The 17,988-nt window shown below is 69.7% G+C and carries 12 protein-coding genes and 5 pseudogenes; 5 read left to right on the forward strand and 12 right to left on the reverse strand.

The window, feature by feature from the left end; translation table 11 throughout:
- Positions 1 to 379: 379 nt before the first annotated feature.
- Positions 380 to 835, reverse strand: coding sequence for a hypothetical protein (locus tag OHA99_RS00105; RefSeq protein WP_366471712.1), 456 nt, complete (start codon positions 833 to 835; stop codon positions 380 to 382).
- Between the two features lie 530 nt (positions 836 to 1,365).
- Here OHA99_RS00105 and OHA99_RS00110 point away from each other — a divergent pair.
- A complete protein-coding gene (locus OHA99_RS00110; protein ID WP_366471711.1) occupies positions 1,366 to 1,746 on the forward strand; it encodes a hypothetical protein in 381 nt (126 codons plus the stop codon).
- A gap of 43 nt (positions 1,747 to 1,789) precedes the next feature.
- On the opposite strand, the pseudogene OHA99_RS00115 reads toward OHA99_RS00110, so the two are convergent.
- The 5 genes and pseudogenes from OHA99_RS00115 to OHA99_RS00135 all read right to left on the reverse strand — a co-directional run.
- Positions 1,790 to 2,251 (reverse strand): annotated as a pseudogene (locus OHA99_RS00115) (ATP-binding protein); the annotation flags it as partial.
- Positions 2,230 to 3,634 (reverse strand): annotated as a pseudogene (gene istA / locus OHA99_RS00120) (IS21 family transposase); the annotation flags it as partial. The pseudogenes OHA99_RS00115 and istA, both read right to left, overlap by 22 nt.
- Before the next feature lie 167 nt (positions 3,635 to 3,801).
- Positions 3,802 to 5,154, reverse strand: a complete 1,353-nt coding sequence (locus OHA99_RS00125; protein ID WP_405693375.1) for a TnsA-like heteromeric transposase endonuclease subunit — start codon at positions 5,152 to 5,154, stop codon at positions 3,802 to 3,804.
- A 423-nt stretch (positions 5,155 to 5,577) separates the two neighbouring features.
- Complete coding sequence (locus OHA99_RS00130) at positions 5,578 to 6,189, reverse strand: hypothetical protein (RefSeq protein ID WP_405693377.1); 612 nt, start codon at positions 6,187 to 6,189, stop codon at positions 5,578 to 5,580.
- 783 nt (positions 6,190 to 6,972) lie between these two features.
- A pseudogene (locus tag OHA99_RS00135) lies at positions 6,973 to 7,439 on the reverse strand (IS110 family transposase); the annotation flags it as partial.
- Positions 7,440 to 7,527: 88 nt separating this feature from the next.
- Here OHA99_RS00135 and OHA99_RS00140 point away from each other — a divergent pair.
- Positions 7,528 to 8,301 (forward strand): annotated as a pseudogene (locus OHA99_RS00140) (IS5 family transposase).
- A 36-nt stretch (positions 8,302 to 8,337) separates the two neighbouring features.
- Here OHA99_RS00140 and OHA99_RS00145 read toward each other — a convergent pair.
- The 3 genes from OHA99_RS00145 to OHA99_RS00155 all read right to left on the reverse strand — a co-directional run bounded on the left by OHA99_RS00145 (position 8,338) and on the right by OHA99_RS00155 (position 11,726).
- Positions 8,338 to 8,898 carry a hypothetical protein gene (locus OHA99_RS00145; RefSeq protein ID WP_366471710.1) on the reverse strand — a complete coding sequence of 187 codons (561 nt, stop codon included), beginning with the start codon at positions 8,896 to 8,898 and terminating at the stop codon, positions 8,338 to 8,340.
- 347 nt (positions 8,899 to 9,245) lie between these two features.
- Positions 9,246 to 10,472 (reverse strand): threonine--tRNA ligase, encoded by a 1,227-nt coding sequence (gene thrS / locus OHA99_RS00150; RefSeq protein ID WP_405698871.1) that lies wholly within the window; start codon positions 10,470 to 10,472, stop codon positions 9,246 to 9,248.
- A 234-nt stretch (positions 10,473 to 10,706) separates the two neighbouring features.
- Positions 10,707 to 11,726 (reverse strand): LacI family DNA-binding transcriptional regulator, encoded by a 1,020-nt coding sequence (locus OHA99_RS00155; protein ID WP_153176122.1) that lies wholly within the window; start codon positions 11,724 to 11,726, stop codon positions 10,707 to 10,709.
- A 116-nt stretch (positions 11,727 to 11,842) separates the two neighbouring features.
- On the opposite strand from OHA99_RS00155, the gene OHA99_RS00160 reads away from it, so the two are divergent.
- Entirely contained in the window at positions 11,843 to 12,694 is an 852-nt protein-coding gene (locus OHA99_RS00160; RefSeq protein WP_153176123.1) for a phytanoyl-CoA dioxygenase family protein, read from the forward strand.
- A 177-nt stretch (positions 12,695 to 12,871) separates the two neighbouring features.
- On the opposite strand, the pseudogene OHA99_RS00165 reads toward OHA99_RS00160, so the two are convergent.
- A pseudogene (locus OHA99_RS00165) lies at positions 12,872 to 12,997 on the reverse strand (transcriptional regulator); the annotation flags it as partial.
- A gap of 77 nt (positions 12,998 to 13,074) precedes the next feature.
- Here OHA99_RS00165 and OHA99_RS00170 point away from each other — a divergent pair.
- Positions 13,075 to 13,590, forward strand: a complete 516-nt coding sequence (locus tag OHA99_RS00170; protein ID WP_405693379.1) for a GNAT family N-acetyltransferase — start codon at positions 13,075 to 13,077, stop codon at positions 13,588 to 13,590.
- Here OHA99_RS00170 and OHA99_RS00175 read toward each other — a convergent pair whose 3' ends face one another.
- Together OHA99_RS00175 and OHA99_RS00180 are read right to left on the reverse strand one after the other, a co-directional pair.
- Positions 13,591 to 14,196, reverse strand: coding sequence for a dihydrofolate reductase family protein (locus OHA99_RS00175; RefSeq protein WP_153176125.1), 606 nt, complete (start codon positions 14,194 to 14,196; stop codon positions 13,591 to 13,593).
- Positions 14,197 to 14,324: 128 nt separating this feature from the next.
- Positions 14,325 to 15,275 carry an SDR family NAD(P)-dependent oxidoreductase gene (locus OHA99_RS00180; RefSeq protein ID WP_153176126.1) on the reverse strand — a complete coding sequence of 317 codons (951 nt, stop codon included), beginning with the start codon at positions 15,273 to 15,275 and terminating at the stop codon, positions 14,325 to 14,327.
- 318 nt (positions 15,276 to 15,593) lie between these two features.
- Between OHA99_RS00180 and OHA99_RS00185 the strand changes: the two genes are divergently transcribed.
- Entirely contained in the window at positions 15,594 to 17,915 is a 2,322-nt protein-coding gene (locus OHA99_RS00185) for a beta-L-arabinofuranosidase domain-containing protein (RefSeq protein ID WP_405693382.1), read from the forward strand.
- Positions 17,916 to 17,988: the final 73 nt, after the last annotated feature.

Raw genomic sequence — 17,988 nt, forward strand, 5'->3', positions numbered from 1 at the left:
GACCGCCAGCCACTGCGGTTCCTGTCGGCGCGAAGCCGACCGGCAGGCCGCGAAGCAAGTCTGTCCGCGCTGCCGGCGGCCCGGCTTCCTGCGGACTGGCACCGGATGGTGCGGCCACTGCTCGCGCCGACGGCAGAGCAAGCAACCTCCGCGGCAGTGCACCGGCTGCGGCCAGGTGCGGCGCCACGCTGGACTCGGACTCTGTTCGGCCTGCTGGCAGAAACACCCCGACCGACCCTTCGTCGCTGCCGAGAACCTGGCCCCGCGCCCTGCAGAGCCCGTGCCCTGGCTGGGTGACTTCGCCGGTCATCTCGCCGAACGGCACTGCGCGAGCCGTGCCTGCACCATGATCAGCGCCCTGGGTCGACTTCTGGACGACTCATACGCCAACCACCCCCAGGCCCTGCTGAATCGGGCCCGCCGGCCCGGTCGGTCGATGGGATCCCTCGCCCGCGCTCTCGAAGGCTTCTTCACCCAGCGCGGCCTCACGCTCCCAACCGACCAAGCGCAACGGCTCGCCGCCGGACGCCGCCAACGCCGCATCGACGCGACCCCGCTCCCGCTTCGGCCGCAGGTCCATGCGTTCGCCGAGTCCATGCTGCGAGCACGCGAGCGCGCCCTCAAGGCCGGCACCCTGACCCGCACCGACAGCACCATCGAAGCGGCCCTGGCCATCGCCCGCGACCTCGCCCGCTTCCTGACCCGCACGCGCAACAAGCAGGACTGGGCCCTGACCGACGTCCACGCCCTCGCAGCGTTCCTGGCGACCATGCCCAAGGCCCGCCAGCGCAGACTGACCGTGCTGCGGCAGTTCTTCCGCTTCGCGCGCTCCCACAAGATCGTGCTCATCGATCCCACCCGAGGGGCGAAGGGCCAGGGCCCGTCAGGGTTCACCGACGCGCACCCGCACGAGGCACTGCTCGGAATCCTGGCCCTCCTCCACTCGGCCGCCAGCGGTGAGGTGCGGCTCCTGCGCGTGGACGACCTTGACCCCACCAACCGCAGCATCCGCTTGGGCAAACGGCCGCATCCAGTGCCCATGGACCCGGCCAGCTGGTCGGTGCTTCAACGATGCCTGGCCCACCGCGAGAGCCAGCACACCGGCAACCCCCACGTGATCGTCGCCAAGATCACCAAATCCGGCCAGGCAGCAGGCTCGACCGCCTATGTCAGCCACGTCCTTGACCCCTGTGGCGTCCCACCGCGGACCCTGCGGAGCACCCGGCTCGCCGAGCTGGTAAACACCCTTGACCCCAAGCATCGTCGCCGCAGCCTTCGGCATGGACCCCGAAGGCGTCATGATCTACCTCGCCGACCACGTCGACCCGGGACGCCTGCCCGTCCAGCACCAGCAAAGGAACTGACATGCGGCACCTCACCCCCGCCTTCGCCCTCGGTGCCCTCCGGCGAGGGAAGCAGATCGAGCAGTTCCTCGGCGCCATCGAAATCGACGGCCGGCCCGGGCTCCGCTGGATCGCCCTCGGTCCCAGACCGACGGGCGTCACCATCTATCTGAGCGATGTCGAGGACGTCGGCACCGACACCTTCCACGACATCACCGAGTTCCCACCCTTGGACCCCGACGAGGAGACGTGGGGCCGGGAGGTCGCCGTCCTGCCCACTCCAGAGGAAGCCCTGCACCTGGCAGAGCACGAACTCGCCGCGGACCCCGAACGCTGGGTCAACCAGGGCATCGTCTGCGACGAGTACCAAGACTTCCGGACCACACGCACATCGAACCCGTGAAGTTTCGGTGGCACGTCGCACGGGTTCGCCGGAACATGTGCGCTTTGCTGAAGGTCTTGTTCGAGGTCAGGATGATGGATCCCCGTTCGTAGCGCTTTGAGATGACCTGGAAGACCAGGTTCGCCTCGACTCGTTCGAGGGGCTGGTAGCCGACTTCGTCGACCACGAGGACGCTGGGCCGCAGGTAGGTGCCGAGCTTGCTGGTCAGCCGTCCGGTCTCCTCGGCGGTTTTGAGGTTGCGGACCATGTCGTCGAGGCTGGTGAAGTAGATCGAGTAGCCGGCCCGGCAGGCCGCAACGGCGAGGGCGACGGCGATGTGTGTCTTGCCGACCCCCGGCGGCCCGAGCAGGGCGGCGTCGGCCTTGGCCTCGACGAACGAGAGTGTGGCGAAGTCCTTGACCTTGCGCGGGTCGAGCTTGGGCTGGAAGAAGAAGTCGCATTCGTCCAGTGTCTTGTGGTGCGGCAGTTTCGACAGTCGCAGGCCCTGGCGGAAGCGGCGGTCGTCAAGGGGCGGGTGCCGGTCAGTTCGTCATAGATCGACAGCGGTCGGCGGCCGACTTCGATCCGGGTGACGGCGGCCCGGCTCAGCAGCGTTTCCAGCGGTTTGGTCTCCCGCCTGGGAGACGATTCGCGACGGGGCTGGACTGGGATGTCGCCGGTGGTGATCCGTCGGCCCTTGCCTGTCGGCAGTCCGTCCCAGTGGGTCTCGTCGACGACGCGGACTCCGCGGCCCACCGCCCGCGGGTGGATCGCCAGCAGGCTCTCTCCGTCTTTGGCGGGGATGGTCGAATGGAGCTTGACCTGGGACTTCGTAGCCCTGATCTCGACCAGCTGCCGGGGTCGGACCTTGCGGGTCGGCACCGAGTAGAGGTTGCCGCCGAAGGCGACCAGGCAGTCCTTGCCGACTGGCCGCAGATGCCACTCGGCCACCAGATACGGAGTCAGTGGCAGGGGCTTGAGGGCCGCGTGGACGCGTGCCGCGCGCTCTCCGATGATCTGCTGGTGAGTCCTGTGGGCCTGGGCCCGTCGCTGCGGGACCCAGGTGGCGAAGGCGGCGCCCATCTCCTCGATGGATGAAAGGACCGGCCGGACAGAACGTGGTCGCGGACGATGAGAACCTGCCGCTCGACCCGGCCCTTGCCCGTGGGTCGGTAGGCCGCCAGAACGTCGATGTCGAAGTCGTAGTGGCCGGCGACCCCGACCGCCTCCGGATGCAGCGGAACGGCCTCGCCTGGAGCGACGTGGCGTCGGACGACTGTCTTGGTCCGGTCGTAGACGATCGCCATCGGGACGCCGCCGAAGTGAGCGAAGGCCCGGCGGTGGCAGTCGAAGAAGCTCTGCAGGTCCTGGCTGGTGGTGAAACAGCAGAACGGATCGCGCGAGTACGACAGCGTCATGTGGAACGAGTAGACTTTCGGGATCCCATGTGGGCGAGGATCTGGCCCTCGTCGCCCCAGTCCACCTGAGCCTGGGCCCCGGGGATCACCTCGAAGCGGCGGTGCATGCCCGCCAGTTCCTTCGGCGTGATGCCGAGTTCCTCGGCGATGCGAGGCCCGGCGTCCTGAACGTAGAGCTTGACGCGCTGGTAGGTGCCGGTGAACCCGTACGCCGTGGCCAGCCGCTCGTGGATCACCGCGGCCTTCATGAGGATCTCCGCCCGCAGCATCGAGTCGACCAGGGGCGCGAACTCGTCGATCACCCTCGCACGCGACCGCCCGTTCGGTGACCGCCGCGGCGGAGTGGCCGGGCCCGGCGCGGAGAGGTACTTGCGGACCGTTTTCCGGTCCAGCCCTGTCTCTCTGGCGATCTCCGACAGGCTCATCGCCCGGGACTCCAGCAGACCACGGAAGCGCCGCAGTTCCAGCCAGCGATGCGGATCCAGGACCACCGTCAACCGCCCTCCGCCGTCCTACATCGTTCAACCAGCAGAGTGCCGAGCGGTCGACCTCACCGCATCAACAACTGTCCCTCTTCATCCGTACGCGGGTGGGGACGTTCACGTGCACGCCGACAGTCAGTCATCGTTTCGCTGCGTGCCTGCCGGGATCGGGGCGATCAAGCCGTTCCGAAGCAGCAGGTCTGCATGTCGGCCGAGCGCCAGCAGCGAGCCGAAGTAGCGGGTGTCGTGACCTTCCACTGCCCCGCGCAGCAGCCCCAACTCGTGAAGCGGCGGGTGCGGGCCGATCCGGTCACGTGGACGCCGTGCGACAGCTTGTCGAAGAGCCGGTAGAACGTCGCCCGTGACGGCATCGTCACCGCTCCCAGGCCGTGCTCGGCTTCCAGAATCCGCTCGGTCCGCCAGCGCGCGTACTCGATGGTGCGGGTGGAGGCCGGGACGCTCTCGCCGATCGCCTGGCGGATCGCAGCCACCACCTGCGGATCGGCCCACCCGAGCAGTGAAGCGTGCGGGGCGAGCCGGTGATCCACTACCGCTGCGATCCCGCCGGCCTCGTACTGCTGGCGCTTGCGCTTGACCGTCCGCGCCGTGACCTCCTCGCCCAGTGCGGTCAACTCGGCGGCCTTCGCTCGCTCGCGTTCGGCCAGCGAGCGGCAGGCGGGGTCGTACTCGGACTTGACCCGGGCCCCGGCCGGGGCGTCGGGTGGCGGGCCGGTGAGAAGTTCGACGAGGTGCCGCTGCCACCACAGGGCGCGCTCGGCCACCGGCTCGGGCAGGCGGTCCAGCAGCGCGGCCGAGCCCAGCGCGGCGCGGTCGCTGGCCCCGAGGACCGCGAAGTCCTCGGCGGACTGCAGGTGGACCTGGTCGACGAGCATGCCGACGCCGTGCGTGTCAGCCAGCCGGACCCGCATGCCGGTCAGGCCGACCACCGTGTAGGTGTGCTTCTGGAACCTGACCCGGTCGCCGAGCCGCAGCCGACCAGGCCGCGCGGAATTCACGGTCGGCCCTGGGACGTCAGGTGCACCAGGGTGCCCGGTGCCCAGCGGGGCCGTCACCAGGTCCGCCGTCAGTTCGTGCCGCCAGAGCAGGTGGTAGAGCACCGGCAGCACGGCCAGTCGGTCCCCGACCTGCTCAGCCCCGACGAGCAGGGGCAGCGGATCGACGAAGATCTCCATCAACTGGTCGCCTACTGGGGCGCGATGGCAGCGGCGGTGGCGGTAGCGGGCCAGCCAGCGCAGGTTCGCCCCGTAGGGCTGGTGCAGGTCGCTGACGTGGCGGAACTGCCAGCCTACTTCCTCGCAGACCCGCGAGGTGAACGCGAAGACCTCGGCGGTGGCCTCGTCGACCAGGTTCCCCGGTCGCACGTCGACAACGACACCTGTGCCGTCCAGCAACCGGGCGGAATGGTCCGGGGTATGCTCCCGCTCCCCGTCCGCCCGTCCGGGCAAGGCGGAAGGGCTGGGAGGCCAGAGCGACGACAGCGGGATCGAAGTCCAGTGCCATCGCCGCATCTCTCTCCACCCAGGACTCGTAGCCCACGTGGGTCCGCGTCGTCGCCGCCCAGCAGTCGCCGGTGAAGTTCTTCTGCCCCTTGAACAAGGCGAACGGCCGCACTGGCGATGCCAGTTCGAAGGGCTCTGCCCACCAGCACGCCAACGGACCGGAATGCTCGACGCCGTCGGCGTCGACGAACCCGACCTCGACTCCCGAGGCGTACTCCCGGGCGGAGGCCACCACCGCGGACCCGTCCACGAACACCTCCACCCTGCCGGGATCGTCCCCGTCACTGCGAGGGTGGAGGATCCTGCGGCCCACCGTGGCCGAGAGCCGGATACCGTCACGCGAAAGGGTGACAACCCGTCTCAAACAATCTGGTCGACGCAGGCCAGAAGGGGTTCAACCAAGTCTGGAGGATGAGAAGTCTGCTGGGGCGCTCATACCCGGTTAGAGAGAGGAGTTCGAAGCTCCACGCGGAGTCGGACAGAGGTGTCGATAGGCAGTCCCGTGTTGGAGTAGCGAAGCTCCTTCGAGTAGTTCGCGATGAGGTCGAGATCCCGCAACTGCCGCCGCAACTCGGAAGCCAGCGCTTCGTCCGCATCAGGAACGAGTTCGTCTTCTTCCTGTTCGGCGAGGTGCTCCAGGTGTTGGTCAACGGCTTCCACCGCCCGGCGGCTGGTCCAGTTAGCGAAGTCGTAGCAGCCGAACAGATAGGCGTGCGCGGCATACAACGTCGCAGTTGCGGCCGCCTCGTCCGCATCATCGGGCCCATCCTGGCCGTCGTTGTGGCAGTACTCACTGAGCATGAACTCGGCGACACCGCGCTTCACCGCCGAGAAGGCCGTCGTGTCACCGAGGACACCCTCCCATACAGAGTTCAACAGGGGGCGAAGGCCCACGGTGAACGGCGCCTGCTCGTCCTCGGGCAGGGCCTCGTGCCAGCTCATGAGCCGTTCCGCAACGCCAGCAGTGAACACGCCACGTTCGCTGGCCGACGCCGCCTTCAGCCGCTCCTCCACCAGTACCGAAAGCTCTTGCCACCTGTCCATACGAGGCCCCCCCCAAGTCGTGAAACCAGCGTGCTCACGCCGGTATCCGCGATCATCGTATTCATCAGGGACAACGCATCAAGCACGGATCCCTGGCATGAGCTGCGGAATGCAGCTAGCACGGCTTCCCCGTCCACGGACCAGATCAACTGAGACGCCGAGCGAATCGGACCAGATCAGGTGCGACAGGAGCCAGAGCGCTTGAGACGGGACAACAGGCTCAACGACCGCTGACACAGGGCATTCGTGTCCTTTGACAGGCGATCTTGATCGATTGACAGGTGAGTTTGACTGCTGGGCTCAAGGAGACAGCTCGCCTGCGGGATCGGTGTCAGCGGCCCCTGCGAGCAATACGGATCATGAAACGATCCGACGATCTACTGGCAGGGCTGGACGACATTGACTGGGCAGCCCTGGGGCACGCCTACGGCAGCGCCGAGGACGTGCCCGGCCAGCTCCGGACGGTGTGCGGGCTGGACGAGGAGGCCCGGGAGAGCGCCTTCCGCAGCCTGTTCGGCAACATCTTCCACCAGGGCACCCGGTACTCGGCCTCTCCGTACGCCGTGCCGTTCCTCACCCCAATCGCTGTCGCGGGACCGGTCGGCGCCCGGGCCGACGCGCTGCTGCTGACCCGTCTGGCCATTGATTGGCACGACGAGTACGACCTTCCGCTCGGGATTGATACCGCCGCGTGGCGTGCCGCAGCCATCAGCCCCGAAGAGAGTCTGCACTGGTACGACGAGCAGATCGCCGCCGAGACCGACGAGGAACGGCTGAAGAACCTCGGTTGGCGAGCTGCTGCCGGTTCCAGAGCGAGTCCTGCTGGGCACGGGCCAGGACGGCGATCACGCGACCAAGGTCGGTATCTTCGGGCAGCGGTCGGTGAGCGTGCATGTTGGTGCGCAGGATGTTCGCTAGGACCAGGGCGTCTCCGGGATCGGGCTTCTTGCGCGAGCCGCGGTGCCGGTCGCGGTACCGGGCGGCGGCCAGCGGGTTGATCGCGAAGACCTTTCGCTTGCCGGTCCGCAGCACGGCCACGAGCAGGCCGCGGGAGGTCTCGATCGCCACTGGGATCGGATTCTCCGCAGTGTCTCCGTGCTCGCGAGTAGATCCAGCAGGATCTTGTAGCCTGCGGCGTCATCGCTGATGTGCCGCTTTGCCAGTAACTATCCGCTGTCGTCGACCAAGGCTATGTCGTGCGTGCGCTCGGCCCAGTCGATGCCGCAATAGATCAAGTTGTTCCTCCCCATAGTGCAGTTTGTGCTGGTCACGAGCACGTGTGAGTCACGCAGCTCCCTAAGACGGTGTCTTGATTGGCGCTGGCTCGTTGCGCCGGTCATGGGCATAGTTGAGCGGCTGGTGCCGGACGCGCTGTGGGAGATCTTCCAGACGGTGGCGCCGGAGCCGCCGGTACGCGCCCAAGGTGGAGACCGGCGGCGGTGCGATGACCGCGCGGTCCTGGCCGCGTTCATTTCGTGGCCCCCTCGGGCCGCGCCTGGCGGTAACTGCCGCCGGTCTTCGGTGCCTCCTGGCGGACGGTCCACCGCCGCTTCACCGAGTGGTCCACGACCCGGATGTGGGCCAAGCTGCACCGCGTGGTGCTGGACCGGCTCGGCGGGAGCGGCGAGCTGGACAGGTCGCGCTGCGCGATCGACTCGGCAAGCGTCCGGGCAGTCAAAGGGGGCCCCTGACTGGACCGAATCCGACCGACCGCGGCAAGCTCGGGTCGAAAATTCACGTCATATGCGACCGCAACGGGCCGCCGATCTCGGTGGGCATCTCCGACGCCAACCTCCACGACAGCAGGGCCCTGATACCGCTGATGCGCGGCATCCCGCCGATCCGCTCCCGCTAGGGGCCCCGGCGCCGCCGCCCGACCAAGTTTCACGCGGACAAGGGCTACGACTTCGACCACCTGCGCGGCCGGCTGCGCCGTCGACAGATCGTGCCACGCTTCGCCCAGGCCGGCATCGCTGGGTGGTCGAGTGCACGATGTCCTGGCTGAACGGCTGCCGCCGTCTGCACCGCCGCTACGAGCGCACGGCCGAACACCTCCTCGCCTTCGTCGGCATTGCCAGCGCCCTCATCTGCTACCGCCGACTCGTCCGATGAGGCTCACTTTCCCCGCAGTCCAGCGCCAGGAGCGATCTACCAGTGATGCCAGACCTCTGCGGGGGTGATGTCCCAGGAGGTGCCCGCGATCTCTCCCGTGTTGAAGAACGATGCCCAGCTCAGGACCGTATCGCCAGCGCGCTGTCCGCCCCGATCGAACTTGAAGTCCGGCCAGCACAGGTCGCCCGTGAGGCAAAACGAGATGCCCAGGCCACGTTCAACAGCGCGCGCCTCCATCTCCGCGTCCAGCTCCGACGGCACACGGCCGATCAAGCGGATACCCTCGCAGGTGACCTGGGGACCGCGCAGCCCATCGACGAGCACGCAGGTCAAGCCCACGTCTTCGACGAAGTAGCACTTCACAGCAGAGCGATGCTCGTCCGACTCGGCTCTGCGAAACTCCACGCGCCACTGGGCCCGTTGCGGACTCCACCGCTCAATCTCACGCTCCTCGGCAGTGAAGCCGTGCCGCGCCATGACCGCTACCGCTTCACGCCGATCGTCTCCGAAGCTCAGCGGCCCAACCGTCTGGCCGGGAACGTAGCCCCATCGCTCCCGCTCCGAGTCCGCGAGCACCGCCCAATAATCCAAGTCCATCGACGCATGATCGTCCTCACGGCGCTGTCGACACAATCTGCACCGAGGACCGAGAGGAAGCACCCAGGTCCACGCTCAAGCTCGACCCCCTGTCGCAGCCAATCAAGGCACCGTCCAACCCGGCCCCTGCCCATCACCGGCAGAGCCGCCGGACACCCCACCCGGCGCCGTCCACCGACCGCCTCGCGGTGCACCCGCGCAGCGCGCGGCGGCAACATTCCCGCCTGCACGAAGCTCGCCGGCGTCCAGGGCGCGGGCGATCACACCGTCCCCGCCCACCGGCCGCCCTTCACGGCCCCTTGGCGCCGGGTGACGAGCGGACGTTGGCCGCGCCGCCGGCCTGCGGACTATGCGGGCGCGTCGGTCCACAGGTCGGTGGTGTGGGTGGCGATGAGCGCGGTGATGCGGGTGAGGACGTCGTCGACCGGTTGCGGGGCGAGGCGGCGTCCGTCGCGCAGGCGCAGTGCGGTCTGGTCGTCAGCGGCCTCCCTCGCGCCGATGACGGCCTGGTACGGGATCAGGCGGGCCTGCCGGATTCGGGCGCCCAGGGTGCCGCGGTCCGGTCCCGCGATCCGGGCGCGCAGTCCGAGGCGGGTGCAGCGTTGGGCCAGGGACATGGCGTTCGGGAGTTCGGTGTCGGAGACCGGGAGGATGACCAGCTGAGTGGGGGCGAGCCAGGCGGGGAAGGCGCCGCCGTGCCGTTCGACGAGATGGGCGACCGCGCGTTCCACACTGCCGATGATGCTGCGGTGGAGCATGACCGGGCGGTGTCCGGCGCCGTCCGCGCCGGTGTAGTGCAGGTCGAACTGCTCGGGCTGGTGGAAGTCGACCTGGACGGTGGACAGGGTGGACTCCCTGCCGGCGCCGTCGGTGACCTGGACGTCGATCTTGGGGCCGTAGAACGCGGCCTCGCCCTCGGCCGACTCGTAGGGCAGGCCGGAGCGGTCGAGGACGTCGGTCAGGAGGGTGGTGGAGCGGCGCCACTTCTCCGGTGCGGCCACGTACTTGCCGCCGGGGCCCGGGAGGGAGAGCCGGTAGCGGGTCGCGACGATACCGAGGGCCTCGTACGCCCGGCGGATCATCTCCAGTGCGGCCTGTGCCTCCTCGGCGACCTGGTCCAGGGTGCAGAAGATGTGTGCGTCGTTGAGCTGGATGGCCCGTACGCGGGTCAGTCCGCCGAGGACGCCGGAGAGTTCGGAGCGGTACATGCCTCCCAACTCGGCCATGCGCAGGGGTAGTTCGCGGTAGCTGTGGGGGCGGGAGCGGTAGATCACCGCGTGATGGGGGCACAGGCTCGGCCGCAGGACGAGTTGCTCACCGCCGAGGTTCATCGGGGGGAACATGTCGTCGCTGTAGTGCGCCCAGTGTCCCGAGATCTCGTACAGCTCCTGCTTGGCGAGGACCGGTGAGTACACGTGCTGGTAGCCCGCCCGCCGCTCGGCGGTACGGATGTATTCCTCCAGGGTGTGCCTCACCGCCGCGCCGTCGGGCAGCCAGTAGGGCAGGCCGGCGCCGAGCAGCGGATCGGTGTCGAAGAGGTTCAGTTCGCGGCCGAGCCTGCGGTGGTCGTGCATGGTGGTCATCGCGGTCTCCTTGCTGGTCGCGGAGCAAGTGACCGGGCCTGCGACGAAGCCCCGGGGCACTTGCCCCGGGGCTTCGGATCAGGTCGTCTGTCAGCGCGCCGGGACACTCTCCGGCGTCGTCGTCATGGCAGCGCGCTTCATGTGGGAGACGTTAGCAGGCTGCCGCGTCGCGCACACGGCTGTTGCACACGGCTGTTGGACGGTGGGACTTCGCAGCGGTGTCGCTCAGGCGTCTGTCCGTCCGCTGCTCGCGCGCACCACGAGCTGGTGGGGAATCACGACGTCGAGGGGTGGTACGGCGGAGGCCGGGCTGTATATGCGGTCGGCGAGGCATTGCAGGGCCCGCTCGGCGATCTGGCGTTTGTCCGGGACCACGGTCGTCAGCGGCGGGTTGGCGTAGCGGCCGTCCTCGATGCCGTCGAAGCCGGCGAAGGCCATCTCCCGCGGGACGCGCACGCCGCGCTGGTGGGCCACGTGCATGGCGCCGAGGGCGAGTTCGTCCGTGAACGCGAAAACCGCGTCCGGTCGGGTGCCCGTGTCCAGCAGAGCGGTCATCGCTTCCGCGCCGTCCTTGCGGTGCAGGGTCGTCACGGGCTGTTCCAGGGCGGGGTCCGGGTGCAGTCCGGCACGCCGCAGGGCGTTGCGGTATCCCTCCAGCCGCTGTGTGGCCGTCTCGTTGCGCAGATGCGGCTGGGGACCGATCGCCGCGATACGACGGCGTCCCGAGGCGAGCAGATGGGTGGTCGCCTCGTCGGCCGCGAGGACGTTGTCCACGGCGACCCGGTCGGCGAGGCCGTGCGGACGGCGTTCGCCCAGGAGCACGACGGGCACGTTGCGCGGCTGTCCGGTCAGTTCCTCCGGGCCGAGGGCCCAGGGGCTGATGATGAGGCCGTCGACGAGTCTGCCGCCGGTGCCCTCCAGCAGCCGGCGTTCCGCGTTCGGGTCGCCGGAGGTCTGGTCGATGACGACGGTCCACGAACGCTGCTGGGCGGCCTCGACGACCAGGGCCGCGAGTTCGCCGAAGTACGGTGAGTAGAGCTCGGGAATCGCCAGGCCGATCAGGCCGGTGCGGCCGGCGCGCAGGTTGCGGGCGGCGACGTTCGGCCGGTAGCCGAGTTCGTCCAGCGCCGCCTGGACGCGTACCCGGGTCTCTTCGGCCACGGACGCCGAGCCGCTGACGACATTGGAAACAGTGCGCGTCGACACCCCGGCGAGGGCGGCGACGTCCTTCAGGCGACTACTCACAGCGGACATCCTCGCACGCCCCGGTGACGATCACCGGAATCTTGTCGGCCTCTATTGCAACGTCGCATTCAACGTCGCAACATGGTCGCAGCCAACGCAGCTCAAGGAGGCGCACCATGAACGAGTCCGTTGTCCCCGGTGTCGATGCCGGCGCCCTGGACGTCGACGTGTCGGCGGACGTGGCAGCCCTTTACGCGGACGGCATCACCGCACGCAAGGGCGCGTTCGCCCCCGAGTGGGCGGACCTGCTCGGCGAGGACGTGGCCAAGGCGTTCGAGGAGGCCCGTTCCCGGCCCGGTGGCGCGGTCGGCCGCGGGCCGAACCGGTACTACGTCGAGATCCACCCCGAGCAGATCAGGGGCTTCGTGGAACTGGTCGACCACCCTTGGGTGCGCTCCCTGTGCACGGCGACGCTCGGCCCCGACTACCGCATCGTGGAACTCGGCTTCGACGTCCCGCTGGAGGGCGCCGTGAACCAGCCCTGGCACCGCGACTTCCCCATGCCCGAGGAGACGCGCCGCGAGCGGCGTCTCACCTCGCTCGCCTTCAACGTCACCACGGTGGACACCGAGGAGGACATGGGGCCCTTCGAGATCGCCCCGGGCACCCAGTGGGACGACAGCGAGGAGTTCGAGCACGGCATGTTCCCGCCCCGCTCGCACTACGGCCGCTATGCCGAGCGGGCGGTGCGCAAGTACCCGCGACGCGGTGACATCTCCGCACGCACGGCCCTGACCATCCACCGGGGCACGGCCAACGGCTCGGCCAAGTCCCGGCCGGTACTGGTCCTGGGCGTCGACGGGCCGGAGGCGCACAACGGTGACCGGCACGACACGGCCGTCACGCGCGCCTACTGGGAGACGCTCCCCGGGCGGGTGCGCCGCCACCTCGACTGCCCGGTCGTGGACGAACTGACGCCGGTGCGGCAGATGCACACCATCGAGGGCCTGGTCATGGGCGACGCCTGAGAGCACCGGGCTCGCCCCCGAGGACGCCCCCACCGGTTCGGCCGGCGGCGCCGCAATCCGACGGCGCGGTCCTGAGCACCCGGTTGGCGTGGTGCGGCGGGGCGCGGCGGACCCGTCAGCAGGGTCGTCGCACGGTGGGCCCGGGCCGGCACTCGGGAGCGTTCGGCGGACTGCCTGTCATGGCGTCCTCCTCCCGTATATCTCGTCCGTGAGCGGCCGGAACGGCCCGAGCGAGAGCAGCGCCTCCACCGGCAGCCCGAAGAACTCCGCGATCTTCAGGGCCGGGTCGAGGCTCGGGTTGTACGGCTGCTCGTCCTCCTCAACGCGGGGGAGGCGAATATTCGGAAGGCCCCTGAGCACGATCCGGGTAGAGTCGGGCAATGCCCGAGCTGGAGCGGCTGCATGTCGGCCACGCACCGGCGATCCTGGCCTTCGAGCTGGCGAACCGCCTCTACTTCGCCGCCTCGGTCCCCGACCGCGGCGACGCATACTTCGACGCGTTCTCCGACCGGCACGAGGCCCTGCTGGCCGAGCAGGAGGCCGGGATCTGCGTCTTCTACGTGCTCGTCGCCGAGGACGGCTCGGTACTCGGCAGGTTCAACCTGTACGACCTGGAAGACGGCAGCGCCCGACTCGGTTACCGGGTCGCGGAGCAGGTCGCCGGACGCGGCGTGGCGACCGCGACGGTCCGGGAGCTGTGCGGGATCGCGGCCGCGCGACACGGTCTGCGCACACTGCGGGCAGCCGCCTCCCAGGACAATGCCGCGTCCCGGAAGGTCCTGGTCAACGCCGGGTTCGTTCCGGTCGGCCCTGCCACCCCGGACGATCTCGGCGGCAAGTCGGGGGCCTGGTACCGATGCGATCTGCCGCCGGGTTCGGGCGCAACCGTCCAGTGACTAGTAACTGTCGTAGCTCGGCTCGCCGTTCGGCCGGTAGACGCCGACGACGGTGCCGCCCTTCGTCGTCGAGACACTGACCGGTTCCAGCGCCGTGGGGATCGCTCCGTCGGCGAACAGCCGCTTACCGGTGCCGATGATCACCGGGTGGATGGTGAGCCGGTACTCGTCGACGAGGCCGTGGCGCATGAGGGTCTGGGCGAGGTCGCCGCTGCCGACCACGTTGATGCCGCCTCCGTCGGAGGCCTTGAGTTCGCGTACGGCAGCGACGACGTCGCCCGCCAGCAGCGTGGAGTTCTGCCACTCGACGGAGGTCAGGGTCCGGGACGCCACGTACTTCGGCATGCTGTTCATCCGGTGGGTGAAGGGGTTGCCGGGGTCGGCGGTCGGCCAGTACGACGCGAAGATGTCGTACGTCCTTCGGCCGAGCAGCATCGCGTCGGAGCGCTCGTACCAGCCGGCGACGGCCGCGCCGACTTCTTCGTCGTCCACCGGCTTCTGCCAGCCACCGTGCTCGAAGCCGCTGCCGGCGTCCTCGTCGGGGCCGCCCGGCGCCTGCATGACACCGTCGAGCGTCAGAAACGTGCAGATGATGATCTCGCGCATGGTGCGCTCCCTTCGTCAACGGGTAGACCCCACCGCCGCCGGAATCTCATCGGGCGGGAGCCTGTCGCCGTCGGCCGCTCCCGCAGCTCCGGCCCGGCAGGAGCGTCGGGCGCCGGGGCGGTCCGCGCCTACCGGAAGCCGAGGTCCGGATCGGCGCCGACCAGTTCCCCGCTGGCGGCCCACAGGTGAGCGGCGACGGCCGGGTCCGCCATGTGCGGGGGTACGGCTTCGCACCGGGGTTTGCCGCGCAGTCCGCAGACCCTCGGCCCCCACAGCTGCCCTCCTTGGACGCCGGGGTCGAGGGCGGCGCGGACGAGGGGCCATGCTCCGGCACACTTGCCCTGCACGACGAGCGCCGCCGGCAAGCCGCGCAGCCGCTCGCCGGGGGTCGTCACGCTGATCGGCGGACGGGAGGGGGTGAGGGAGTCCAGCGCGCCGCCGGGATGGGCCACCACGCTGAGGACGGTGCTGCCGGCGGCGCGCAGCCGGCGGTCGAGTTCGAAGCCGAAGCACATCTGCGCCAGCTTCGAGCGGCCGTAGGTGCGCTTGGGCCGGTAGTCCCGGGCCGACTGCAGATCGTCGAGGTCCAGCCGTTCGGACCGCGCCGCGAAGCTTCCCACCGTCACGACGCGGCCGGCCGGCGCGGCGGACAGCAGAGGGGCGAGCCACTGGGTCAGCGCGTAGTGGCCGAGGTGGTTGGTGGCGAACATCAGCTCGTGGCCGTCCGCGGTCAGTCGACGCGGCGGGTCGTCGAACGCGACGCCCGCGTTGTGGACCACCGCGTCGAGACGGGCGAGGTCCAGCCGGTCCGCGGCGCTCTTCAGGGACGCCGGGTCGGCGAGGTCCAGTTGCAGGTGCCGCACGCGCGCGTCCGGGACACGGGAGCGGATCGAGGCCACGGCGGTGGCGGCCCTCGCGGGGTCCCGGCCGCCGATCACGACGAGGGCGCCGGTGGTGGCGAGTTGCTCCGCGGCGAAGTAGCCGATCCCGGCGTTTCCTCCGGTGACCAGGAAGCTGCTTTTCTCGGCGGACGGCAGCCGGTGCACGTCCCACGGACGGTTCTGGGATACGGCGGACACGATGGCAGGCTCCTTGTGCTTTCGACGGCGCGCTCATGAACAGCGCCGGTTCACCCAAGGTGGTCCCGTCCGCCGACAGACCGCCGACGGATCGCCGACAGACCGCGCCCGCCGCCGACAGACGACCGATACGACCGGCCCCGGCCGGTGCCCTCGGCGCCGGCGGCCGGGCCCGCGCCGGAAGCGAGGTCGGGCGCATTGACGGGCCGCCGGCGCCGGAACTATGGTCTCGACGATTTCACGAACAGCGTTCGACATAGCGAACAGCAGGTCCTCCGTCCGCCCTGCCCGTGCACGATGAACGCAAAGGTGGTTTCCGTGTCCGCTCCTCTCAGCAGAAGGCGCATCCTCCAGTTCGCCGGGACCACGGCCGCCGCCACCGCCGTGGGTCCTCTGGTCGGAGGCTCCCCCGCCCACGGAGCGGCGGTCCTCCCGCCGGCCCGGGCCGACATCGGAGCGCTGGCCTTCCCCTTCGACCTCGGCGCGGTCGGGCTGACCCCGAGCAGGTGGCTGGACAACCAGAACCGGACACTGTCCTATCTGCGGTTCGTCGACGTCGACCGGCTGCTCCACAACTTCCGCACCAACCACCGCCTGTCCACGAACGGCGCCGCCGCGACCGGCGGCTGGGAGGCCCCCGACTTCCCCTTCAGCAGCCACGTGCAGGGCCACTTCCTCACCGCCTGGGCGCAGGCGTACGCAGTGACCGGGGACACCGCCTGCCGGGACAAGGCCCTGTACATGGTGGCCGAGCTGGCCAAGTGCCAGGCCAACAACGGCGCCGCGGGCTTCGGCACCGGGTACCTCTCCGGCTACCCCGAGTCGGACTTCGCCGCCCTGGAGTCCGGGACCCTGAACAACGGCAACGTGCCGTACTACACGATCCACAAGACCCTCGCCGGTCTGCTGGAGGTGTGGCGGCTCCTCGGCAGCACGCGGGCCCGTGACGTACTGCTCGCCCTGGCGGGCTGGGTCGACCGGCGCACCGGGCGGCTGAGCACCACCCGGATGCAGGCCGTCCTGGGCACCGAGTTCGGCGGCATGAACGCCGTCCTGACCGATCTCTGCCAGCAGACCGGCGACACCCGCTGGCTGGCCGTCGCCCAGCGGTTCGACCACGCCGCGGTGTTCGACCCGCTGGCGGCGAACCAGGACCGGCTGGCCGGGCTGCACGCCAACACGCAGGTGCCGAAGTGGATCGGGGCCGTGCGCGAGTACAAGGCCACCGGCGGCACGCGCTACCGGGACATCGCCACCAACGCCTGGAACATGTGCGTGGCCACCCACACGTACGCCATCGGCGGCAACAGCCAGGCGGAACACTTCCGGGCCCCGAACGCCATCGCCGCACACCTCGCGAACGACACCTGCGAGAGCTGCAACACCGTCAACATGCTCGGTCTGACCCGGGAACTGTTCGCGCTGTCCCCGGACCGCGCCGAGCTGTTCGACTACTACGAGCAGGCGTGGCTCAACCACATGATCGGCCAGCAGAACCCGGCCGACCCCCACGGCCACGTCACCTACTTCACTCCGCTGAAGCCAGGCGGCCGACGCGGGGTGGGCCCGGCGTGGGGCGGCGGCACCTGGAGCACCGACTACACCACCTTCTGGTGCTGCCAGGGCACCGGACTGGAGATGCACACGCGGCTGACGGACTCCGTCTACTTCCACGACGGAGGGACCACCCTGACCGTGAACCTCTTCGTCCCCTCGGTCCTCACCTGGGCCGAACGCGGCATCACGGTCACGCAGTCCACCTCGTACCCGGCGAGCGACACCACGACGCTGCGGGTCACCGGCGACGCGGGCGGCACCTGGGCGATGCGCGTCCGCATCCCCGGCTGGACCACCGGTGCCGTCGTCAGTGTCAACGGCGTCCGGCAGCACATCACCGCCGCCCCCGGAACCTACGCGACCCTCGACCGCGCCTGGGACTCCGGGGACACGGTCACCGTCCGCCTGCCGATGCGCACCGTCGTACGGCCCGCCAACGACAACTCCGCCGTCGGCGCCGTCACCCACGGCCCGGTCGTCCTGGCCGGCGACTACGGGGACACGGCCCTCTCCTCCCTCCCCGCACTGGACGTCGCCTCGATCCGGCGCACCAGCCCCACCGCGCTCGCCTTCACCGCCACCGCGAACGGTGCCGGGGTGGGCCTCGGTCCGTTCCACGACGCCCACGGACACAACTACACCGTTTACTGGAACACCAGCGGCCGCGCCCCCGTCCGTATCGCCAACGCCGCGGGGGGTCTGGTGCTGGGGATCCAGGACATGTCCACCGCCGACGGCGGCCGTGCCCTGCTCTGGACCGACTCCGGGACCGCCGACCACGACTGGGAGCTGGTGCCCGACACGGGCGGCACCCACGGCCTGCGCAACGTCCACAGCGGCAAGGTGCTGGGCGTCCTCGACATGTCCACGGCCGACGGCGCCACCGTGCTGCAGTGGACGGACAACGGCACCGCCGACCACCGGTGGACGCTCCACGACCAGGGCGACGGCACCTGCACGATCCGCAACGCCCACAGCGGCAAGCTGCTCGCCGTCCAGAACGACTCCCCCGGGGTCGGCGCCTTCGTCGTCCAGGACGCGGACGACGGTACGGCCGACAACCGCTGGCGCGTCGTGCGCTGACGCGCCCACCCGGTACCCGGCCGGACAGCATGCACGGGGCTCCGGGGAAGGGCCCCGGACGGGTGTGGTTTCC

Origin of the sequence: Streptomyces coelicoflavus, from assembly GCF_045041415.1 — a bacterium.
Taxonomy (GTDB): Bacteria; Actinomycetota; Actinomycetes; order Streptomycetales; family Streptomycetaceae; genus Streptomyces; species Streptomyces coelicoflavus.